The organism is Pseudomonas sp. PSPC2-3 (assembly GCF_049898265.1).
Lineage (GTDB): Bacteria > Pseudomonadota > Gammaproteobacteria > Pseudomonadales > Pseudomonadaceae > Aquipseudomonas > Aquipseudomonas veronii.
Genome location: NZ_JAFCXJ010000006.1, coordinates 338506 through 357982, shown reverse-complemented (window position 1 = coordinate 357982; position 19477 = coordinate 338506). Strand labels below are relative to the sequence as shown.

Annotated in this window: 15 protein-coding genes; 9 read left to right on the top strand and 6 right to left on the bottom strand. The window is 61.6% G+C overall.

The genetic code is table 11. The features are described 5' to 3' along the window. Nucleotides 1–265 precede the first annotated feature (265 nt). From ACP7E3_RS16115 to ACP7E3_RS16090, 6 genes are all read left to right on the top strand, one after another. Entirely contained in the window at nucleotides 266–2974 is a 2709-nt protein-coding gene (locus ACP7E3_RS16115) for a type VI secretion system Vgr family protein (RefSeq protein ID WP_426123680.1), read from the top strand. Then, on the top strand, nucleotides 2971–4872 hold the full coding sequence (locus tag ACP7E3_RS16110; RefSeq protein ID WP_232565691.1) for a phospholipase D-like domain-containing protein: 1902 nt from the start codon (nucleotides 2971–2973) through the stop codon (nucleotides 4870–4872). Before ACP7E3_RS16115 ends, ACP7E3_RS16110 begins: the two co-directional genes overlap by 4 nt. Nucleotides 4873–4958: 86 nt before the next feature. Then, nucleotides 4959–6155, top strand: a complete 1197-nt coding sequence (locus ACP7E3_RS16105) for an SEL1-like repeat protein (protein ID WP_321572479.1) — start codon at nucleotides 4959–4961, stop codon at nucleotides 6153–6155. A gap of 99 nt (nucleotides 6156–6254) precedes the next feature. Then, complete coding sequence (locus ACP7E3_RS16100; protein WP_426123677.1) at nucleotides 6255–7538, top strand: SEL1-like repeat protein; 1284 nt, start codon at nucleotides 6255–6257, stop codon at nucleotides 7536–7538. A gap of 108 nt (nucleotides 7539–7646) precedes the next feature. Further along, entirely contained in the window at nucleotides 7647–8747 is a 1101-nt protein-coding gene (locus ACP7E3_RS16095) for an SEL1-like repeat protein (protein WP_426123733.1), read from the top strand. Between the two features lie 153 nt (nucleotides 8748–8900). Beyond that, nucleotides 8901–11477 carry a bifunctional diguanylate cyclase/phosphodiesterase gene (locus ACP7E3_RS16090; RefSeq protein ID WP_201021104.1) on the top strand — a complete coding sequence of 859 codons (2577 nt, stop codon included), beginning with the start codon at nucleotides 8901–8903 and terminating at the stop codon, nucleotides 11475–11477. 19 nt (nucleotides 11478–11496) lie between these two features. On the opposite strand, the gene ACP7E3_RS16085 is transcribed toward ACP7E3_RS16090, so the two are convergent. Next, nucleotides 11497–12336 carry an AraC family transcriptional regulator gene (locus ACP7E3_RS16085; protein WP_017846438.1) on the bottom strand — a complete coding sequence of 280 codons (840 nt, stop codon included), beginning with the start codon at nucleotides 12334–12336 and terminating at the stop codon, nucleotides 11497–11499. 83 nt (nucleotides 12337–12419) lie between these two features. Here ACP7E3_RS16085 and ACP7E3_RS16080 point away from each other — a divergent pair, with 83 nt between their 5' ends. Continuing rightward, entirely contained in the window at nucleotides 12420–13631 is a 1212-nt protein-coding gene (locus tag ACP7E3_RS16080) for an MFS transporter (RefSeq protein WP_426123674.1), read from the top strand. Nucleotides 13632–13714: 83 nt separating this feature from the next. On the opposite strand, the gene ACP7E3_RS16075 is transcribed toward ACP7E3_RS16080, so the two are convergent. Together ACP7E3_RS16075 and ACP7E3_RS16070 are read right to left on the bottom strand one after the other, a co-directional pair. Further along, nucleotides 13715–14137 carry an MAPEG family protein gene (locus ACP7E3_RS16075; protein WP_046383631.1) on the bottom strand — a complete coding sequence of 141 codons (423 nt, stop codon included), beginning with the start codon at nucleotides 14135–14137 and terminating at the stop codon, nucleotides 13715–13717. Next, nucleotides 14130–14435, bottom strand: a complete 306-nt coding sequence (locus ACP7E3_RS16070) for a DUF2834 domain-containing protein (RefSeq protein WP_017846441.1) — start codon at nucleotides 14433–14435, stop codon at nucleotides 14130–14132. The genes ACP7E3_RS16075 and ACP7E3_RS16070 overlap by 8 nt, the downstream gene beginning before the upstream one ends. 83 nt (nucleotides 14436–14518) lie before the next feature. Between ACP7E3_RS16070 and ACP7E3_RS16065 the strand changes: the two genes are divergently transcribed. Next, entirely contained in the window at nucleotides 14519–15307 is a 789-nt protein-coding gene (locus tag ACP7E3_RS16065) for a helix-turn-helix domain-containing protein (protein ID WP_057004629.1), read from the top strand. A 54-nt stretch (nucleotides 15308–15361) separates the two neighbouring features. After that, on the top strand, nucleotides 15362–17071 hold the full coding sequence (locus tag ACP7E3_RS16060; protein ID WP_164886993.1) for an amidase: 1710 nt from the start codon (nucleotides 15362–15364) through the stop codon (nucleotides 17069–17071). Nucleotides 17072–17122: 51 nt separating this feature from the next. On the opposite strand, the gene ACP7E3_RS16055 is transcribed toward ACP7E3_RS16060, so the two are convergent. The 3 genes from ACP7E3_RS16055 to ACP7E3_RS16045 all read right to left on the bottom strand — a co-directional run bounded on the left by ACP7E3_RS16055 (nucleotide 17123) and on the right by ACP7E3_RS16045 (nucleotide 19471). Beyond that, nucleotides 17123–17860 carry a CPBP family intramembrane glutamic endopeptidase gene (locus tag ACP7E3_RS16055; RefSeq protein WP_057004631.1) on the bottom strand — a complete coding sequence of 246 codons (738 nt, stop codon included), beginning with the start codon at nucleotides 17858–17860 and terminating at the stop codon, nucleotides 17123–17125. After that, nucleotides 17857–18069, bottom strand: coding sequence for a DUF6434 domain-containing protein (locus tag ACP7E3_RS16050; RefSeq protein WP_046383635.1), 213 nt, complete (start codon nucleotides 18067–18069; stop codon nucleotides 17857–17859). Before ACP7E3_RS16050 ends, ACP7E3_RS16055 begins: the two co-directional genes overlap by 4 nt. A gap of 76 nt (nucleotides 18070–18145) precedes the next feature. Next, complete coding sequence (locus tag ACP7E3_RS16045) at nucleotides 18146–19471, bottom strand: PLP-dependent aminotransferase family protein (RefSeq protein WP_046383636.1); 1326 nt, start codon at nucleotides 19469–19471, stop codon at nucleotides 18146–18148. Nucleotides 19472–19477 lie beyond the last annotated feature (6 nt).

The window sequence follows — 19477 nt, the reverse complement described above, 5'->3', positions numbered from 1 at the left end:
CGCTGTCAATCTGAAAGATTGCCGTTTATCTTGGTGTTCTGCGGATACAGCGCTGACCATGAAAACCATGGTTGTAGGATGACACGCCAAATCGCCAAGTTCGGCGCCTCACTGAGGACATCGTCGAGCACGCCGCATTCCCTGTGTGAGCGGGAGCGCAAAAACACGTTCAGGAAGTGGCTGTCTCGTAAAGGCGAATCTTCCGACATTAATCACCGAGACCAAATCTTTACTCTTCGGGCTTTCGCGCCTAGGAGTAAAAGGAATGGCTTCCAGCGTATTACCGAGCGTTTTCTTCGACCATCGTCGGCACACGCTCACTGTCCGCGATGTTGACGAGCCGCTCGACGTCCTGGCCTTCGAGGGCACAGAAGGCCTGAGCCAACCGTTCAACTATGCTGTGGAATTCACCAGCACCGACGGCGACATTGCCGCTGAAAAGATGCTCGGCCAAAACGCCTGCTTCAGTCTGTACGGGGCGCCGCAGCCTCCGCCCTTTCGCGGCCTGAGCGTGCCCTCGAGCGAACCGCTGCGTGTCTTGCACGGCGTGGTCACCGGCTTCAAACGCCTGTCCGGCTCCGTTGATGAAGCCCGCTACGAAATCACTCTGCAACCGCGCCTGGCCCTGCTTGGGCGAGGCCGCCAGTTCCGCATTTATCAACACCAATCTGTCCCGCAGATCGTCGAAAGCATCCTGCGCAGCCGCCACGACTTTGAAGGCCAGGACTTCCTCTTCAAGCTGGTGCGCGAATACCCCAGGCGCGAGCAGGTCATGCAATATGGCGAAAGCGACCTGGCCTTTATCTCGCGCTTATTGGCCGATGTGGGCATCTGGTATCGCTTCACCCACGATGAGCGGTTGAACATCGACGTGGTGGAATTTCACGACGACCAGCGTCATTACACGTTCGATGTCGAGCTGGCCTACCGTCCGCAATCCGGGCTCAGCAGCAGCGGAAAAGACAGCACGTGGGGCCTGCAATCGAGCCACCACGTGGTGGAAAAACGCGTCAACATCCGCACCTACCATCACCACGTGGCCAACGCTCACCTGAATGGCGAGATCGACCAAACGCGTGGCGCCAGCGGTACCTACGGCGAGGCTTATCACTACGCCGAAGCGTACACGGGGATGGGCGACCGATACGCCCATGACGAAGACCTGCAAAGCGAAAGTGGCTACTTCTATGCTCGCCTGCGTCACGAGCGTTACCTCAACGGCCAGACCCGACTCAGCGGCGTCAGCAGTAGCGCCGCCCTGGCGCCCGGCCAGGTCCTGAACATCTCCGGCGGCGCGCCGCAGGCCTTCGCTCCCGGCGCGGTGATCACGCAACTGACCACCCACGCCGCCCGCGATCGCAGTTTTGAAATCAACTTTGAAGCCATTCCCTACTCGGAAACCGTGTGCTTTCGCCCAGCACTGCCGCCAAAACCTCGGATCGCCGGCACCGTCCCGGCCCGCGTCACCAGCCCGCAGGAGCACGACCCCTACGGCCACATCGACATCGAAGGCCGCTACAAGGTCAATTTCCTGTTCGACCGCGACACCTGGAAACCCGGCGAAGAAAGCCTCTGGTTCCGCCTGGCCAGGCCCTACGCCGGCGACACCCACGGCTTGCACCTGCCGTTGATCCCCGGCACCGAAGTGGCGATCTCCTTTGAACAAGGCGACCCCGACCGGCCCTACATCGCCCATGCCCTGCACGACAGCCAGCATCCTGACCATGTGACCTTGCGCAACTACAAACGCAACGTCTTGCGCACCCCCGCCAATAACAAATTGCGCATGGACGACACGCGAGGGCAAGAACACGTGAAGCTCAGTACTGAGCACAGTGGTAAGAGCCAGCTCAACCTGGGGCATTTGGTTGATGCCAAGCGCCAACCGCGAGGCCAGGGCGCGGAGTTGCGGACCGATGGGCATGCCGCCATTCGTGCCGGCAGTGGGATCTTGATCAGTGCCGACGCACAACCCAAGGCTCAGGGACACATGCTGGAAATGAGCACCGCGCTGGGCCGGTTGCAACAGGCGAGTGACCAGTTGGAAGGATTATCGACCGATGCCCAGGCCGCCAACGCAGGTCCAGCGGATGTGCAAGCGCAACTGAAATTGATGCGAGACCAGCTCGATCAACTCAAGGCCTCGGTCGTATTGCTCAGCGCCCCCCAAGGCGTTGCCGTAACCAGCGGCCAGCACCTGCAATTGGCCGCTCAGGACAACCTGATGATCAACGCCGGAGCCGAGGCGGATATCAGTGTGGTCAAGCGCCTGTTCATCGGCGTGGGACAAGGGGTAAGCCTATTCGTGCGCAAGCTGGGCATCCAATTGATCTCCAACCAGGGCTCGGTAAAGATCCAGGCACAAAACGACGCGCTGCAACTGATGGCCCGCCATGGTTTGGAGATCATCAGCAGCGAAGATGAAATCCGTATCGTCGCGAAGCAGAAAATCACCCTGAATGCCGGCGGCAGCTACATCACCCTCGATGCGAGCAGCATCGAGTCAGGGACCCTGGGCGACTACCTGATCAAATCGGCGTACTTCGAAGCCCTCGGTCCAGCCAGCCAGAAAGCCGCAGATCCGGAGTACCCACAAAGCCTGTTCAAACAAGCGCTGCGGTTCAACGTGCCGCAAACCCCCAATGCCCCTGATCAAGGCTGGGCAGGCATGCCCTACACGCTCTACGCCGATGGTGCAGTGCTCAATCACGGCGTATTGGACAAGTCCGGGCAAGTGTCGATCGACCACGCGGTCGTGACGCAGCAGTACCGAATGGTGTTAGCCAACGGGGTGAGCTACCAGATCCCGGTGCCTACTGACTATCGCAATGCCGAACAAGCACACCTGGCCAATGGCGGCATGCACAACCACCTCTCGCGAGCCGACACCGAGGTGAGCCAACCCACATCGCACACGGATCACCGTGCCCTGTATGCCGCCGTGATCAATGACCAGGAAGGGAAAACTTCATGACTGAACCCGATATCGTCGCCCCCGTCGCCCTGCAACACACACAGCAGGTGACCTGCTCCGCGCCCTGGTACGTGCCGAACACCGAGTACCCTCCTGCGAAAGCCACCTATAAGCCGCTGATCAACGGTGAAGAAGCCTTCGAGGCCGTGCATCTGGCTATCGCCCAAGCCACTAAAACCATCGACATCATCTGCTGGGGGTTTCAACCGTCGATGTACTTTATCCGCGATGGCAGTGCCCCAAGCATTGGCGAACTGCTGATGACCAAAGCCGGGAAAGGGATCGAGGTTCGGGTGCTCGGTTGGGAGATGCCGTTCAATGCTGCGGGCGCAGGGGGCGAGGCCAACCTTCCCGGTAAAGGACCGCTTCGTATCAAGGATCGGGCGATGCAGAGCTCCACCGCTGACCAATATACCGAAGATCGGAAATGGTTTTCCCGATGTGCATTCGCCGATCACTTAGCGCCCGCGATCCGAGTGGCTCGTAATGTGCCGGTGTTTGTCGGCCGCGGTTTCAGCATGTATGAACGGGCTGAAATTGCCTATCAGGCCAAATACAAAAGCCTCGACCCACAGCTCAGCCTCAGCACGTTGGGCGTGCTGGCCAGCACTGCGACCCACCATCAGAAGACCGTCCTGATCGACTATGAACAGACAGACCGCGCCGTTGGTTTTGTCATGGGCCACAACATGCTCGACGAGTACTGGGACACCGACAAGCACTCAGCACTGAACCGCACCGAGGGCAGCAAGCCTGCACCCAATCGCGGGCCGCGTGGCAACACACCACGCCAGGATATTTCCAGCCAGATCAGCGGGCCGATTCTGGAGCACCTGCACCATAACTTCGCCACCGCCTGGCGCAAGGAAACCGGCGAAGACCTGCTCGCATCGCGCAAAGCGATGGCGGTGGCACCCCAACTGCAATGCGCCCCCGGCGTCACCCGCCAGCTGGCCCAAATCGTGCGTACCCAGGCACAAGACGGCAAGCGCGATATCGAAAAGATCTACCTGAAGGCGGTCAACAACGCGACCCAATTCATCTACATCGAGAACCAGTACTTTCGCTGGCCGCCATTGGCCGAGGCGATCAAAGCGGCGGCCGAAGTCCAAACCGGCGCTGGGCGTGATCCGGGCCTGCATGGAAATTTACACCTGTTTGTAATCACCAATGCCAGCCCAGACGGCGTGGGGCCGGGGAGCTTGAACACCCAGCGCATGCTCGAAAGCCTCGGACGCGGCGATACCATTCCTGAAATCACCAAGTTGCAGCGCATTGAACAGGCCAAAGCCCAAGCCAACGCGCAGACGCCGACCTTGGCTGAACTGCTTGAGCGACAAGCCTTGCTCACGTTGACCAGCCTGACCGACGCACTGGGGGGTGGCGAGATAAGCGATAAGGCCCGTGAAGCCCAACGGGACGCCGCCAGAAACAATGCGTCTCGACAGATAGCTCTCAAAGCCCAGATCGCGGCGATTGAGCAAAGCACGCTTGAACCAGAGTCGCGCCCAGGCCTGAAAATCCACGTGTGCTCACTGGTCGCGCCTGATTCGCCGGCGGGGCAGCAGTGGATGCCGGTGTACATCCATTCCAAGCTGATGATCGTCAATGACGTGTTCACCACCCACGGCTCGGCGAATATCAACACGCGCAGCATGCAGGTGGATAGCGAGCTGAACATTGCGCATGAGTGGATGAGTGTGACGCGGGCGTTGCGGCGACGGTTGTGGGATCTGCATACGGATGGGAGGGGGGCGCAGGATGATGTCGCGAAAGCATTCAAGGCTTGGCAGAAGATCATCAATAAGAACAAAGATCGCCAATCGCAAAAACTGACGCCATACGCTCCGATCGTCGAGTTTTACTACGACGAAAAGACCCTTCAGGACCTCGACTGATGCGCGGATTCCTATTGCTGACAAGCCTGCTGCTGGCCGCCTGCGATAACGGCAGCGCCCCTACTCACCCGACCCAGGACACTTTCGTGAACCCACTGACCGAGATCAAAGCCAAGCTGGCCTTTACCTGTGTACACGAGCAAATTCCTTCGCCGTCCGCCGAGGCCGATGAGCTGTTCCAATACGCTCGCTGGCTCCAGAAAAACAACCTGCTCAAGCAGGACAAAAGCGTCGACGCCGAGATCGAGCGCCTGTACCGGATTGCTGCCGAGAATGGCCATTACAAAGCCAACATCAACCTGCAAAACGGCACCATGCGCGGCCACTTCACGCTCAGTGGCGACGAACACCTGCGCCTGAGTCAGCAACTGATCGACGCGAATGTGGCGACGGGGTACTACTTTATCGGCCTCTTTCTGAAAAGCGGCTCGGCTGGGCTGAAGCAGGATACGGCCATGTCATTGCGTTACTTTCGTAAGGCCGCCGATCAGGGCAGCGCGCAAGCCCAATACGAAGTGGGGGACATACTGGCGCCGATTGACATCGCGCCGGACGTTGCTCGGCAAATGCGCCGCTGTGCAGCAGAACAGGGCAATGGTAAGGCCGCTGGCGCTCTGGGCGTAAACCTTCAAAGCAATGATCAGTACCAGGAGGCACTTGAGGCATTTCAATTGGGCGTGATGGCGGGTGATGAAACCTCTGCGGGTTGGTTGGAAGATGGCTTCCGTGGTCCTCCTCCCTCCGATAAATTGGACTACCTCGGCCAGCAGGAGGACCTTGAGCGCGCCGAACGCTATGAAAAAATCTGGCGAATTCTCGCAAACTACTCCTATGCCGCCCCCAAAGTCCCCGAAATCAACGACATCCTCCCCTTACCTCCCGCCAAACTCCCCACCTGGGACGGCAAACTGCAATGGCTAGAAGCACGCCTGGCCAATGTCCCGCCAGAAAAGCCCAGCGAAGCACTGATCCAGCAGTTGGCCAAAGCCAAACTCCTTGAACCGGCAACCGGCAGACCCACGCCCGACTCCCCCGCGTTCATCAAGGCCGACTACCCCGAACCGACCTGCACCAGCGGCCAGGCCTGCCCCCAGACTGGCTATTGGCGGGCATTCAGCCTGAGTCGCGATGTTTACGCGCGGTTCAACGATGGCGTGATCCGCCGTTTCGAGAAGAACGAGATCATGCCCACCCTGCAGGTTGAGAGTCACAAGCCGCGTTTTTTGCTGCCCGACATCATCACAGTCAATGAGGAAAGCATCGAATGGCGGCTGTTGGGGTGAGGCATCTTTCGCGTCGGCGACAAGACAACCGGCGGCGGTATAGCTCTATCGGTCGCGTCGACATTATTAGGGTGGAAAGATCGTGAAGGACCTTGACTGATGCGCAGACGCCTATTGCTGACAAGCCTGCTGCTGGCTGCCTGCGATAACGGCAGCGCCCCTACTCACCCGACCCAGGACCCTGCCGTGAACCCACTGACCGAGATTAAAGCCAAGCTGGCCTTTACCTGTGTACACGAGCAAATTCCTTCGCCGTCCGCCGAGGCCGATGAGCTGTTCCAATACGCTCGCTGGCTCCAGAAAAACAACCTGCTCAAGCAGGACAAAAGCGTCGACGCCGAGATCGAGCGCCTGTACCGGATTGCTGCCGAGAATGGCCATTACAAAGCCAACATCAACCTGCAAAACGGCACCATGCGCGGCCACTTCACGCTCAGTGGTGCCGAACACCTGCGCCTGAGTCAGCAACTGATCGACGTGAATGTGGCAACGGGATATTACTTTATCGGCGTTTTCCTGAAGAACGGTTCTGCCGGACTGAAGCAGGATACGGCTATGTCATTGCGCTATTTTCGCAAGGCGGCCGATCAGGGCAGTACCCAAGCTCAGTACGCTGTAGGGGATATACTGGCGCCGATTGACATCGCGCCTGATGTTGCCCGGCAGATGCGCCGCTGTGCGGCTGAACAGGGTAATGGCGATGCAGCTATTGCTTTGGGTGTCGATCTTAAAAACGAGAGTCGGTACCAGGAAGCGCTTGAGGTCTTCCAGATGGGCGTTGTAGCTGGTCACGAGAGCGCTGCTGGTAGGTTGGAAGAAGCCTTTCGCGGTCATCCTTCCTCCGATAGGTTGTACTACCTCGGTCAACAGGAAGACCTCGAACGCGCTAAACGCTATGAAAAAATCTGGAGCCTGCTAGCGGACTACTCCTACGCCAACCCCAAAGTCCCCGAAATCAACGACATCCTCCCCTTACCTCCCGCCAAACTCCCCACCTGGGACGGCAAACTGCAATGGCTGGAAGCACGCCTGGCTAATGTTCCGCCAAAAAAGCCCAGCGAAGCGCTGATCCAGCAGTTGGCCAAAGCCAAACTCCTTGAACCTGCAACCGGCAGACCCACGCCCGACTCCCCCGCGTTCATCAAGGCCAGCTACCCCGAACCGACCTGCACCAGCGGCCAGGCCTGCCCCCAGACTGGCTATTGGCGGGCATTCAGCCTGAGTCGCGATGTTTACGCGCGGTTCAACGATGGCGTGATCCGCCGTTTCGAGAAGAACGAGATCATGCCCACCCTGCAGGTTGAGAGTCACAAGCCGCGTTTTTTGCTGCCCGACATCATCACAGTCAATGAGGAAAGCATCGAATGGCGGCTGTTGGGGTGAGGCATGCAAGGCATTTTTCGCGTCGGCGACAAGACAACGGGCGGCGGTACGGCTCTATCGGTCGCGTCGACATTATTAGGATGGAAAGACCGTGAAGGAACTCGATTGATGCGCCGATTGCTTCTGCTATCAAGCCTGCTGTTGGCCGCCTGTAATAACGGCGATGCCCTTACTTACCTGAACCAGGACCTTCCCATGAACCCGATCGCCGAGGCTAAGGAAAAACTGACCTTTACCTGCGTACACGAGACCATTCCCCAACCGTCGGCCGGAACCGACGTTCTATTCCAGTACGCCCGCTGGTTGCAGAAAAATAACCAGCTAAAGCAGGACGAGACCGTTGATGCCGAGATTGAACGACTGTATCGAATTGCCGCTGAGAACGGTCACTACAAGGCCAATATCAACTTGCAGAACGGGACCATGCGTGGAAAGTTCAAGCTCAGAGGGGATGAGCATCTGCGCCTGAGCCAGCAACTGATCGACGCGAATGTGGCGACGGGGTACTACTTTATCGGCCTCTTTCTGAAAAGCGGTTCGGCTGGGCTAAAACAAGACCCGGAAATGGCTCTGCGCTACTTCCGCAAGGCTTCTGATCAGGGGAGTGCCCTGGCCCAAGCCTTTGTAGGCGACAAGCTGGCACCCATTAATATCGCCCCTGACATTGCTCGACAAATGCGGCGCTGTGCCGCTGAGCAGGGGCACGGTGATGCAGCTGGCGCCCTCGGCATCAACCTAAAAAATATGGGGCTCTTCCAGCAGGCACTCGAAGTGTTACAGATGGGGGTGGCTGCCGGCGACGAAAGTTCGGCCTCTCGTTTGGGCAAAGGCTTTCGTGGCCCTCAGCCTGATGACCAGTTGTACTACATTGGTCAACAGGAAGACTTGGAGCGCGCCGAACGCTATGAAAAAATCTGGCGAATTCTCGCAAACTACTCCTATGCCGCCCCCAAAGTCCCCGAAATCAACGACATCCTCCCCCTACCCCCCGCCAAACTCCCCGCCTGGGACGGCAAACTGCAATGGCTGGAAGCACGCCTGGCCAACGTCCCACCAGAAAAGCCCAGCGAAGCACTGATCCAGCAATTGGCCAAAGCCAAACTTCTTGAACCGACAACCGGCAGACCCGCGGCCGTTAAGCGGCGTTTTTTGCCGCCCGACATCATCACAGTCAATGAGCAAAACATCGAATGGCGGCTGTTGGGATGAGGTTCCATGCCTCGAATCAACTAAGGGCACCCGCCCACACTTGAGCCAGGTACCGGGAGAATGGGCGCGCCGCGCCTCAAACGCTCATTTTCTGCGTAAGGCTGCCGATAGCCTGTCATCACCCTGACAAGCGGCGACGCCCTGCGGGAATCAATGCCAAATACCTTCGCCCCGATCATTCGTAACCTTTCCCAACGCACCAGCCTGTCGATGGCGCGCACGTCGTTGTTCCAGTGCGTGGTGCTGCTCGCCTGTGTGTTTGCGGCGGCCAGCTATTCGCTGGTGTACCTCGCCCAGGAACTGAACCGATTCGAAGACAGCGAAAGCGCCTTCTACACGCGCAAGGCGGTGCAGTCCCTGGAAAAATCCCAGCGCCTGACCGTCAAGGATTACGCATTCTGGGGCGATGCCTACAAACACCTGCACGTTTCCGTGGACACGGATTGGGCCTATACCCGCGAAAACGTCGGGCCCACGCTGTTTCATGATTTCGGTTTCCAAGGCGTGTTTGTCGTCGACGACCTGGACCGCACGGTATACGCGTTGGTCGAGGGCAAGCTGCAACCGATTGAGCTGACCGAATGGCTCGACCAGCCCGTCGCGGCGCTACTCGAACAAGCGCGCGCAGGCGCCGCGACGGACACACCGGTCACGACGTTCATTAACGTGCGCGGCAACCCCACGCTGGTGGCGGCAGCGGCGATAACGCCCGGCACTGACCCCAGCGTGATCGCCGATGACCGAAAAGCCTCGGTATTGCTCTTCATCAACATCCTCGACAGCGCCAAGCTGACCGAAATCGGCAACGATTTTGGCGTCGATCACCTGCACATCGCCACACCCGATGAAATCGGCAAGACCTTGTTGTTCGCCCTTGGTGAGAACGGTGCCGCCGGCAGCCTGCACTGGCACCCCGAGCGGCCCGGTATGCGTTTGATGGCTGTCGGTTTGCCGCTGCTGGGCCTGGCGGCGTTGCTGGTGTGCCTGATGACCTGGCTGATTGTGCGCCGCACCACGGCGGACGCCCAGGCCCTCGACAACAGCCACACCTCGCTGCAAGACAGTCAAAACGCGCTGGCCACCAGCGAAGCACGCTTTCGCGATGTGGTGGAAGCCAGTTCGGACTGGGTCTGGGAAATCGACGGCGAGTGGCGTTTCACCTACCTGTCGGAGCGTTTCGAAAGCGTCACCGGCCTGGACCGCCAGGCCTGGATCGGCGCCACGCTGTACGACCTGCTGGACACCGATGCCGGCGCCCTTTCTCAGTGGCTGACCACGCCCGGGCGGCTCGCGGATATCAGCCTGCAGTGTCGCTACGTCGACGCCCGGGGACGGGAGCGCACCACCCGGCTGTCGGCGCGCGAGATGCCCTGCGGCGGGTTTCGCGGCACGGCCACCGACGTCACCGAAGAAGTCGAGGCGCGCCGCCGCATCGAGTTCCTGTCCCAGCACGACGCCCTCACCGGGCTGCCCAATCGCACGCGCCTGCAAGCGTTTCTGGACGGTAAACTCAAAGCCTTGCCCACCCTCACCCACCCTTTGGTCATGCTCAGCCTGGACCTGGATCGGTTCAAACCGGTCAATGACTTGCTCGGGCATGCCGCCGGCGACCGGGTGCTCAATGAGGTATCGAGCCGCCTCTCTGATTGCGTGCGCCACGGTGACCTGGTCGCTCGGGTCGGCGGCGATGAATTTGTACTGATCCTGATCGATGCCGGCGCCCAGGACGAAGTCGAAGCCCTGTGCCGGCGCTTGATCGAGTCCGTCGAGCGGGTGATCAGGGTCGACGAGCAGGACGTGTTCATCAGCGCGAGTATCGGCATCGCCCTCGCGCCCAATGACGCCAACGGCGTCACCGAGTTACTGCGCTACGCCGATATTGCCTTGTACGAAGCCAAGGCCGCCGGGCGCAATACCTGGCGTTTTTACTCCGGCGAAATGAACGCGCGGATCATCGAACGGCGCCGCCTGGAAAGCGACCTGCGGTTTGCGATCAAGCACGCAGAGCTGCGTCTGCACTTTCAACCGCGCTACCGCATCAGCGACGGGCAAATGGTCGGCGCCGAAGCGCTGGTGCGCTGGCAACACCCGGAGCGTGGCCTGATCGCACCGGACACGTTCATCCCGATTGCCGAGGAATCGGGGTTGATCCTCTCGCTGAGCGACTGGGTGCTGGAAACCGCCTGCGCGTGCGCCGCGCAGTGGCCGGATGAGCTGTTTGTGTCGGTAAACCTGTCACCCACCGAATTCAAGCGCGGCAACCTGGTGGAGCGCGTGCGGTACGCCCTGAATAAGTCCGGCATCGAGCCAACGCGCATGGAGCTGGAAATCACCGAGAGCGTGATGCTTGAAGATGCCGTCGGCGCGCTTGAAGTCATGCACACCCTCAAGCACCTGGGTATCCGCATCGCCATGGACGACTTCGGCACCGGCTATTCCTCCCTGAGCTATTTGCGCGCGTTCCCGTTCGACGGGCTGAAAATCGACCGCAGTTTCTTGAACCGGCTGGAGGACAGCGCCGATGACAAGGCCATTGTGCAGGCGATTGTCGGCCTGGGACGCGCCCTGTCGCTGACAGTCACCGCGGAAGGAATCGAAACCGCCGAACACCTGGCACTGCTCAAGGCGGTGGCCTGTGACGAAGGCCAAGGCTACTTCCTCAGCCGACCGCTGGACATCGACGCCTTCAACGGTCTGCTGGACGTGTGCGCGAGCACCCCGCCGTGTTAGCGCTCGACAGCGCCTTGCGCTAGCGGAAGAAATGACTCGGCGTCTTGCCGAACTGTTTCTTGAACATACTGGTAAAGGCGCTCGGGCTTTCATAGCCCAGCTCAAATGCCACATCGATGATCTTCTCGCCCACGGCTATGCGCTCCAGCGCCAGCAGCAACCGCGCTTGCTGGCGCCACTGGCCGAAGGTCAGGCCGGTTTCCCGGCGGAACAGGCGCTGGATGGTGGTCTGGTCCAGGCCCAGGCGCTCGCTCCAATCCGCCACGGTCGAGGCATCGCCCGGGTCGTCCTGCAACGCCAGGCAAATCCGGCGGATGCGCGGGTCTGCAGGCTGGGGCAAGGACAACGGCAAGGCCGGCAATAGCGCCAGTTCGTCGAGGATCAGGTGCATGATCCGCGCGTCGCGCGAATCCTCGGCATACGGCGGCTTCAAGCTGACCGACGCCTTGATCAGTTCGCTGAGCAGCGGTGAAATGCTGACGGCCTTGGTTTCGCTCGGCAGGTTCGGAAAACTCGCGGGGCGCACAAACACACTGCGCATTTTCAACGCCCCGACGCAGCGCAGCGAATGCACATGCCCACTGGGCATCCAGAAGCCGCGATTGGGTGGCACCGTCCACTGATTCTGCGCCGAATGCACCACCATCACGCCTTCGGTGGCGTACAGCAGTTGATGCTTCTCGTGGCTATGGTCGGGGATCACCCAGCTCTCCGGATAGTCGGTGGCCGAGCTGATGACGGCCCACTCGCCCTCATCGATATCCCGCAGAAATTTATCCAGTGTTTTGATGGCTTCGCCTCTTTTGCGATGTTTGCTGCCCGAATTTCGCGAGACAGGCGTTTTCGACAAATCTAGCATAAACGCCGAGTTCATCCATGGAGCGGCGGTTTAAATCATCGCTGCCCGTCCCCGTCGTTCACTGCCTTGTATGGAATGCCTGCATGTCGACCTTGACCGCGTCTCCCGCTGCCACCTCCAGCCCGCCCCAAGTCAGCCCCTTGGTCATGCGCGTCCTCGGCGCCTGCGCCCTGGCGCATTTGATCAATGACCTGATCCAGGCCGTGCTGCCCTCGATCTACCCAATGCTCAAGGCCAACTACGGGCTGAGCTTCACCCAGGTCGGTCTGATCACCCTGACCTTCCAACTGACCGCCTCCCTGCTGCAACCGTGGATCGGCTACCACACCGACCGCCACCCCAAACCCTGGCTGTTGCCGGCGGGCATGGTGTGTACTTTGATTGGCATCCTGATGCTCGCGTTTGTCGGCACGTTCCCGGCGATCCTGCTGGCGTCGGCGCTGATCGGCGTCGGCTCGTCGACCTTCCACCCGGAAACGTCGCGGGTGGCCCGCCTGGCTTCCGGCGGGCGCTACGGCCTGGCGCAATCGACCTTCCAGGTCGGCGGCAACGCTGGCAGCGCGTTCGGCCCACTGCTGGCGGCGGCGATCGTCATTCCCTACGGCCAGGGGCATATCGCCTGGTTCGGCCTGTTTGCGGTGTTCGCGATCCTGGTGCTGTATGGCTTGAGCCGCTGGTACCGCAACCACCTCAATTTGTTCAAGCTCAAGCAAGGCAGCAAAGTCACCCACGGCCTGTCGAAAGGCCGCGTGACCTTTGCCTTGGTGGTGCTGGCCTTGCTGGTGTTTTCCAAGTACTTCTACATGTCCAGCCTGACCAGCTATTTCACCTTCTATCTGATCGAGAAATTCAACCTGTCGGTCGCCAGTTCCCAGCTTTACCTGTTCCTGTTCCTCGGCGCGGTGGCCGCGGGCACCTTCTTTGGCGGGCCGATCGGCGACCGGATCGGACGCAGGACCGTCATCTGGTTCTCCATCCTCGGCGCGGCGCCGTTCACCCTGGCCCTGCCGTATGTCGACCTGTTCTGGACCGCGATGCTCAGCGTGGTGATCGGTTTCATCCTGGCGTCGGCGTTCTCCGCCATCGTCGTATTCGCCCAGGAGCTGGTGCCGGGCAATGTCGGGATGATCGCCGGCGTGTTCTTTGGCCTGATGTTCGGCTTCAGCGGTATCGGCGCGGCATTGCTGGGGTTGCTCGCGGACAGCCATGGCATCGAGTACGTCTACACGCTGTGCTCGTTCCTGCCGTTGCTGGGGGTTCTGACGATTCTGTTGCCGTCGACCAAAGGCGTTTGATCGGTTGAGCCTGCCGGGGCATCCGGCGGCTCGATCGCACGGGGCCGGCGCCTACAGCTAGCGCTTGAGGACGCCGGTGCCCTTCATATCATTTTCAACACGAGCATCGCGCCCAACCCGATCAGACACGCCACGCCCACCCCATAGGCCAGCGTGCGCCAGGGCTGGCACTCCATCAGGTACATGAGCGTGTGTGCCACCCGCGCCAGGGTAAAAACCCCGAACAGCACTCCCGTGGCTACCGAAGCGGTGCCCGCCACGACACACAGCCCGCCGAGGACAAAAAACAGCGGAATGTTCTCCAGGTCATTGGCCCACGCCCTGGCGGCACGGCCGACTTGCGGCAGTTCGTCTGGCTGCGGCGCACGGTTGAAGAAAGCCGCATCTTCGGGATTAGTGAACGCCCGCGCGCGCAGGCGGAAGAAGCCCTGATAGCAGGAAATCGCCAGCATCTTCAGGCACAGCATCAACACGCACAGTGCATAGACACGCAATAGCTCATTCATCCCGCAACCCCGTGATGACGATATAGAGCAGCGGCCCCACCGAAACGAACAGCGCCGTCAGCACCCAGTAAGGCAGCACCGACGCCACCGACCGCCCTCGCCGCCGGGCGTCGCGGTACATCCACACACAAGCCAGCAGCGCCATCAGGTACAGGTCGATCACCACTTGCGCGGTGTCCGGGCGCGACAGCAATTGCCGGCCAAACGCCAGCAGCGACTGCTCCGCGGTCAGCATCGTTATCAGCGTATACAGCGAAAACCCGAGCAAACCGGCCAGGGCGATAAAGGGTCTGTGCATGGTCTCTTCCTTGAAGGGATCGAGGCCCACGATAGTGATAAGGTTCAGCCCCTCGCAATGACCTCGGAGGTCATGGTCACGCCATGGACAATCCTGCTACCGCCGGCGAACACTTGCGCCGGCTGCGCCGCCAGGCACAGTTGAGCCAGCTCGACCTGGCCCTGATCACCGGAGTCTCGCAGCGTCATCTCAGTTGCCTGGAAACCGGCCGCGCCAAGCCGAGCCCCGGCACCCTGCACAATCTGCTGAGCGCGCTGCAGGTGCCCCTCGACCAGTGCAACCGCGTATTCCTCGCCGCCGGCTTTGCCCCGCGTTATGCCGCCACCCCCCTCGCCTCGCCGGCCATGGCGGCCATTCGCGAAGCGGTCAGCCATGTGCTGCACGCCAACAACCCCGCCCCGGCGATTCTGCTCGGCAGTGAGTGGCAGGTGCTGGCGGCCAACACCAGCACTGCCGTGCTCTTTGGCTTGGTCGGGATCGACCCGGGCGCCGCCGATGGCGTGAACCTGCTGAGCACCCTGCTGCAATCGGGCGGCCTGGGCGATCACCTGATCAACGCCGAAGAGATCCGCACCCTCGCCTGGCAACGGGCAACCCGCGAGGCCTTGACCAACCCATCGTTGGCGGCACTGCTGACCAGCCTGCCGGTGCCCGCCCACACCGAACTGCCCAGCGACATGCCGCCACTGGTGTTGACCCGCGTGCGCTCGACCCAGGGCGAGCTGAACTTTCTATCGACCTTCACCACCTTCGGCATGCCCCAGGACATTACCCTCACCTCGCTGCGGATCGAGCATCTGATTCCCGCCGACGACTTCACATGGCAGGTCATGCGCAGCGCTTTCGAAGGTTATGCGGCGCTGGTTTTGTGAAATATCTGTCCGTAGACTGCCGCCATACCCCCACTTGAAGGCGGCGAAAAAAACCTGATGCAAGTTACCGAAGTCTCCATTGCCCAATTGCGCGCGGCGCTTGAGTCCGGCCAGACCACGGCCGTCGAACTGGTCCAGGCTTATCTGGCGCGGATCGACGCCTACGACGGCGCGCAGACCGCGACCGCGCTGAATGCCGTGGTGGTGCGCAACCCCGCGGCCCTGGACGAAGCCGAGGCGTCCGATGCGCGCCGGGCCAAGGGCGCAACGCTGGGACCGCTCGACGGCATTCCCTATACCGCCAAGGACAGTTACCTGGTCAAGGGCCTCACGGCGGCGTCCGGCAGTCCGGCGTTCGCCAAACTGGTTGCCCAGCGCGACGCCTTCAGCATCGAACGGCTGCGGGCCGGTGGTGCCATCTGCCTGGGCAAGACCAACATGCCGCCGATGGCCAATGGCGGCATGCAGCGTGGCGTGTATGGCCGCGCGGAAAGCCCGTATAACGCCGCCTACCTGACGGCACCGTTTGCCTCCGGCTCGTCCAACGGCGCCGGCACCGCGACTGCCGCGAGCTTCGCGGCATTCGGTCTGGCGGAAGAAACCTGGTCGAGCGGGCGTGGCCCGGCGTCCAACAACGGCCTGTGTGCCTATACCCCGTCCCGTGGGGTGATTTCGGTGCGCGGCAACTGGCCGCTGACCCCCACCATGGACGTGGTGGTGCCTTATGCGCGCACCATGGCCGACCTGCTGGAAGTACTCGACGTGGTGGTCGCCGAAGACCCCGACACCCGCGGCGACCTGTGGCGCCTGCAACCTTGGGTGCCCATCCCCAGCGTCGCTTCGGTGCGCCCGGCGGCTTACGCTGAACTGGCCGCGACCGCCGCATCCCTCGCCGGCAAACGCTTTGGCGTACCGCGCATGTACATCAACGCCGACCCCGACGCCGGCACCAGCGAGAAACCCGGCATCGGTGGCCCGACCGGGCAAAAGATCAACACCCGCGCCAGCGTCATCGCCCTGTGGCAAGCCGCGCGCCAGGCCCTCGAGGCGGCCGGCGCCGAAGTCATCGAAGTGGACTTCCCCCTGGTGTCCAACTGCGAAGGCGACCGCCCCGGCGCACCGACGGTGTTTACCCGTGGCCTGGTGTCCAAGGAATTCCTCCACGATGAGTTGTGGGAACTGTCCGCATGGGCCTTCGATGACTTCCTGCGCGCCAATAACGACCCGAACCTGAACCGCCTGGCGGATGTCGACGGGCCGAAGATTTTCCCCCATGACCCCGGCACCTTGCCCAACCGTGAAGACGAACTGGCCGCCGGCATGGACGAATACGTGCGGATGGCCCAACGCGGGATCACCCCGTGGAACCAGATCAGCACCCTGCCCGACGGCCTGCGCGGCCTCGAACAGACCCGACGCATCGACCTCGAAGACTGGATGGATAAGCTCGGCCTCGATGCCGTGATCTTCCCCACCGTCGCCGACGTCGGCCCTGCCGATGCCGATGTGAACGAAGCGTCCGCCGACATCGCCTGGAGCAATGGCGTGTGGGTGGCCAACGGCAACCTTGCCATCCGCCACTTGGGCGTGCCGACCGTTACCGTGCCGATGGGTGTGATGGCGGATATCGGCATGCCGGTCGGGCTGACCTTTGCCGGGCGCGCCTACGATGACTCCAGGTTGCTGCAGCTGGCGTCAGCGTATGAAGCCACCGGCAGCAAACGCCTGGTTCCGCCGCGCACGCCGGCGCTCACGCCACGCTGACGCGCGGTCCAACGGTGGGAGCCACCGCTCCCACTTGGTTGCGCTGCTCACTCAGGCAACCAGAGGCACGGCAATCAACAGGATCGCCGTGCCATGGGCGAGCGTCGCGGCCAACACACCATGACGCATGCGCAACAACGCGCAGGCCAGCCCTTCGATCAGGGTAAACAGCAACACCGGCCAGCCCAATTGAGTGACGCTCAGGGCCAGGAACGCATGGCAGGCCGCGAACGCCACGCCGCTGATCAAGGCCGCCCGCAGTGGCGTCAGTTGTTGTTCCAGATACCCCTGCAGATAACCGCGAAACAACACCTCTTCCAACGCATTGGCGCCATAGGCCAATACCACCATGCCTGGCAGCCACACCCAGTAATCGTGGATCGCTTGCGTATCCACGCCCTGGTAAAGCCGCAGCGGTACGCCGATCAGGCAGCCCACCGCCAGGCCCCTCGCCAGTCCGACGGCGCAATTGCCCTTGGACCACAAGACCAGCCGCGACAAGTCCGGCGCTACCCACGCGAGCCCGGCAACCAGCAACAGCGATAGACCGCCCAGCGCCGCCAGCACAAAGGTGTTGGCGGTGAATGCAATCTGCACATCGTCACTGAGCGCCCACATGCGCAACGGCGTCATCGCATCGCGCATCAGCACAAACGCCGCCAACAGAATCAGGATGCGGATCGCCGTCATCGACCTGGGGGTGAGCGCGAACCACGCGCCGAACAGCAGCAGGCCTGGCGTCAAATGGGTGCCGTAGTTAACCAGTGTCGCCATGCCTTGAGTAATCATAAGCCGGCGTTTCGACGCTGCCACTCATCCACCATATCGCCGAGGGTTTTGGCCGTATCGTTGCGAATCCAGGCCATGAATGCGCGGTCGAACTTAAACCCCGGGCCGCAGTGTTCAAGCATGAAACGGCGCACGTTCTGGGTGTTTTTGTAGCGCGGGGTGATCGGGGTGCTGCGGGTGATGGGGTCGCTGTGCCAATTAAAGTCCATGTTTTCTCACAAGGCGGTTTGTTGTTTTCGCCGTAGCATAGCGATGTGCCAGTTAAGCAGGAAGTGCCGGATAGCGTCACCACGCCACCACCTTGCGTACCGCCAGCAAGGCCTCGCGCAGCGCCGTCATGTCCACCGAGCCCAACGCCAGGCGCAGCGCATGCGGTACATGGGCGGATACGGCAAACGGTTCGGCGGTGGACACGGCGATATTTTCGCGCTGCAAGGTCATGGCGATCTGATCGGCGCGGGCCTCTTCCGCCAGGGGCAACCAGAGAAAATACGACGAAGGATGGCTGATGTACGTCAGCCCCTTCAGCACCTGTGCCGCCAATGCCTGGCGCGCCCGGGCATCCTGGCGTTTCTGTGCTTCCAGTTGAGCCACCGTGCCGTCGTCGAGCCAGGCCACGGCAATCGCGCTCATTACCCCCGGCACATTCCAGGTCGTGGCCATGATGCTGCGTTCCAGGGCCTTCACCCACGCCGCCGGGGCTGACACAAAGCCGACCCGCAGGCCGGTGGCGACGCTTTTCGAAAAGCCGCCGACATACACCGTGCGTTCCGGCGCGAGTGTCGCCAACGGCGGTGGCGCGTGTTCTGCCAGAAATGCGTAGGCCGCGTCCTCGATGATCATCAGGTTGTGCTGACGGGCGATGGCTACCAACTGCTCGCGCTGCTCCAGGCTCATCACCCAACCCAGTGGGTTATGCACGGTCGGCATGCTATACACCGCGCGGACCGGATGCTTGCGACACAGGCTGTGCAGATGATCGAGGTCGGGGCCGCTGGCGGTGAGCGGGATCGCCAGCATTTCCAGGTGCAGGGTCTCGGCCAGCACCTTGAAGCCTGAATAGGTCAGCGCATCGACGGCAATCACATCCCCCGGTTTGAGCAGCGCCATCAGCGTCACGGCCAACCCATGTTGCGCGCCGCTGACCAGCAGCACCTGGTCGGCCTCGACCGTCAGCCCTCGACTCAGCAGATGGCGCGCCACCGCCGCGCGTTCATGCTGGCGCCCGGCGTGGGGCTGGTAACGCAGTAACGCTTGCAGATCGCCCGACAGCGCCAGTTGACGCAATGCCGTGCGCAGCAGCTCGGCCTGGCCCGGCAATGATGGGTAGTTGAAATTCAGATCCAGCATGCCCGGCGCCACGCTCATCTGCCCACTGCCCTGCCCCGGCGGCAGCGAGATCTCGCGCACGAAGGTGCCGCGACCGGTTTCACCGCTGACCAGGCCCATCGCCGCCAGCTCGCTGTACACGCGGCTCGCGGTGACCAGCGCGAGGCCGTGGCGCGCGGCCAATTGCCGATGGGTGGGCAGACGCTCGCCGGGCGACAGCCTGCCGCTGCGGATGTCCTCGGCGAAGGTGTCGACCAGGTTTTTGTAACGGGCGCGGGGCATGGGCGA

Bases quoted from the DNA above. Each gene is read 5' to 3' on its own strand.
- ACP7E3_RS16070 (WP_017846441.1), bottom strand. From the start codon at position 14,435: ATGCACAGACCCTTTATCGCCCTGGCCGGTTTGCTCGGGTTTTCGCTG.
- ACP7E3_RS16050 (WP_046383635.1), bottom strand. From the start codon at position 18,069: ATGGACTTTAATTGGCACAGCGACCCCATCACCCGCAGCACCCCGATC.
- ACP7E3_RS16045 (WP_046383636.1), bottom strand. From the start codon at position 19,471: ATGCCCCGCGCCCGTTACAAAAACCTGGTCGACACCTTCGCCGAGGAC.
- ACP7E3_RS16065 (WP_057004629.1), top strand. From the start codon at position 14,519: ATGGACAATCCTGCTACCGCCGGCGAACACTTGCGCCGGCTGCGCCGC.
- ACP7E3_RS16095 (WP_426123733.1), top strand. From the start codon at position 7,647: ATGCGCCGATTGCTTCTGCTATCAAGCCTGCTGTTGGCCGCCTGTAAT.
- ACP7E3_RS16085 (WP_017846438.1), bottom strand. From the start codon at position 12,336: ATGCTAGATTTGTCGAAAACGCCTGTCTCGCGAAATTCGGGCAGCAAA.
- ACP7E3_RS16115 (WP_426123680.1), top strand. From the start codon at position 266: ATGGCTTCCAGCGTATTACCGAGCGTTTTCTTCGACCATCGTCGGCAC.
- ACP7E3_RS16055 (WP_057004631.1), bottom strand. From the start codon at position 17,860: ATGATTACTCAAGGCATGGCGACACTGGTTAACTACGGCACCCATTTG.
- ACP7E3_RS16075 (WP_046383631.1), bottom strand. From the start codon at position 14,137: ATGAATGAGCTATTGCGTGTCTATGCACTGTGCGTGTTGATGCTGTGC.
- ACP7E3_RS16100 (WP_426123677.1), top strand. From the start codon at position 6,255: ATGCGCAGACGCCTATTGCTGACAAGCCTGCTGCTGGCTGCCTGCGAT.
- ACP7E3_RS16080 (WP_426123674.1), top strand. From the start codon at position 12,420: ATGTCGACCTTGACCGCGTCTCCCGCTGCCACCTCCAGCCCGCCCCAA.
- ACP7E3_RS16110 (WP_232565691.1), top strand. From the start codon at position 2,971: ATGACTGAACCCGATATCGTCGCCCCCGTCGCCCTGCAACACACACAG.
- ACP7E3_RS16090 (WP_201021104.1), top strand. From the start codon at position 8,901: ATGCCAAATACCTTCGCCCCGATCATTCGTAACCTTTCCCAACGCACC.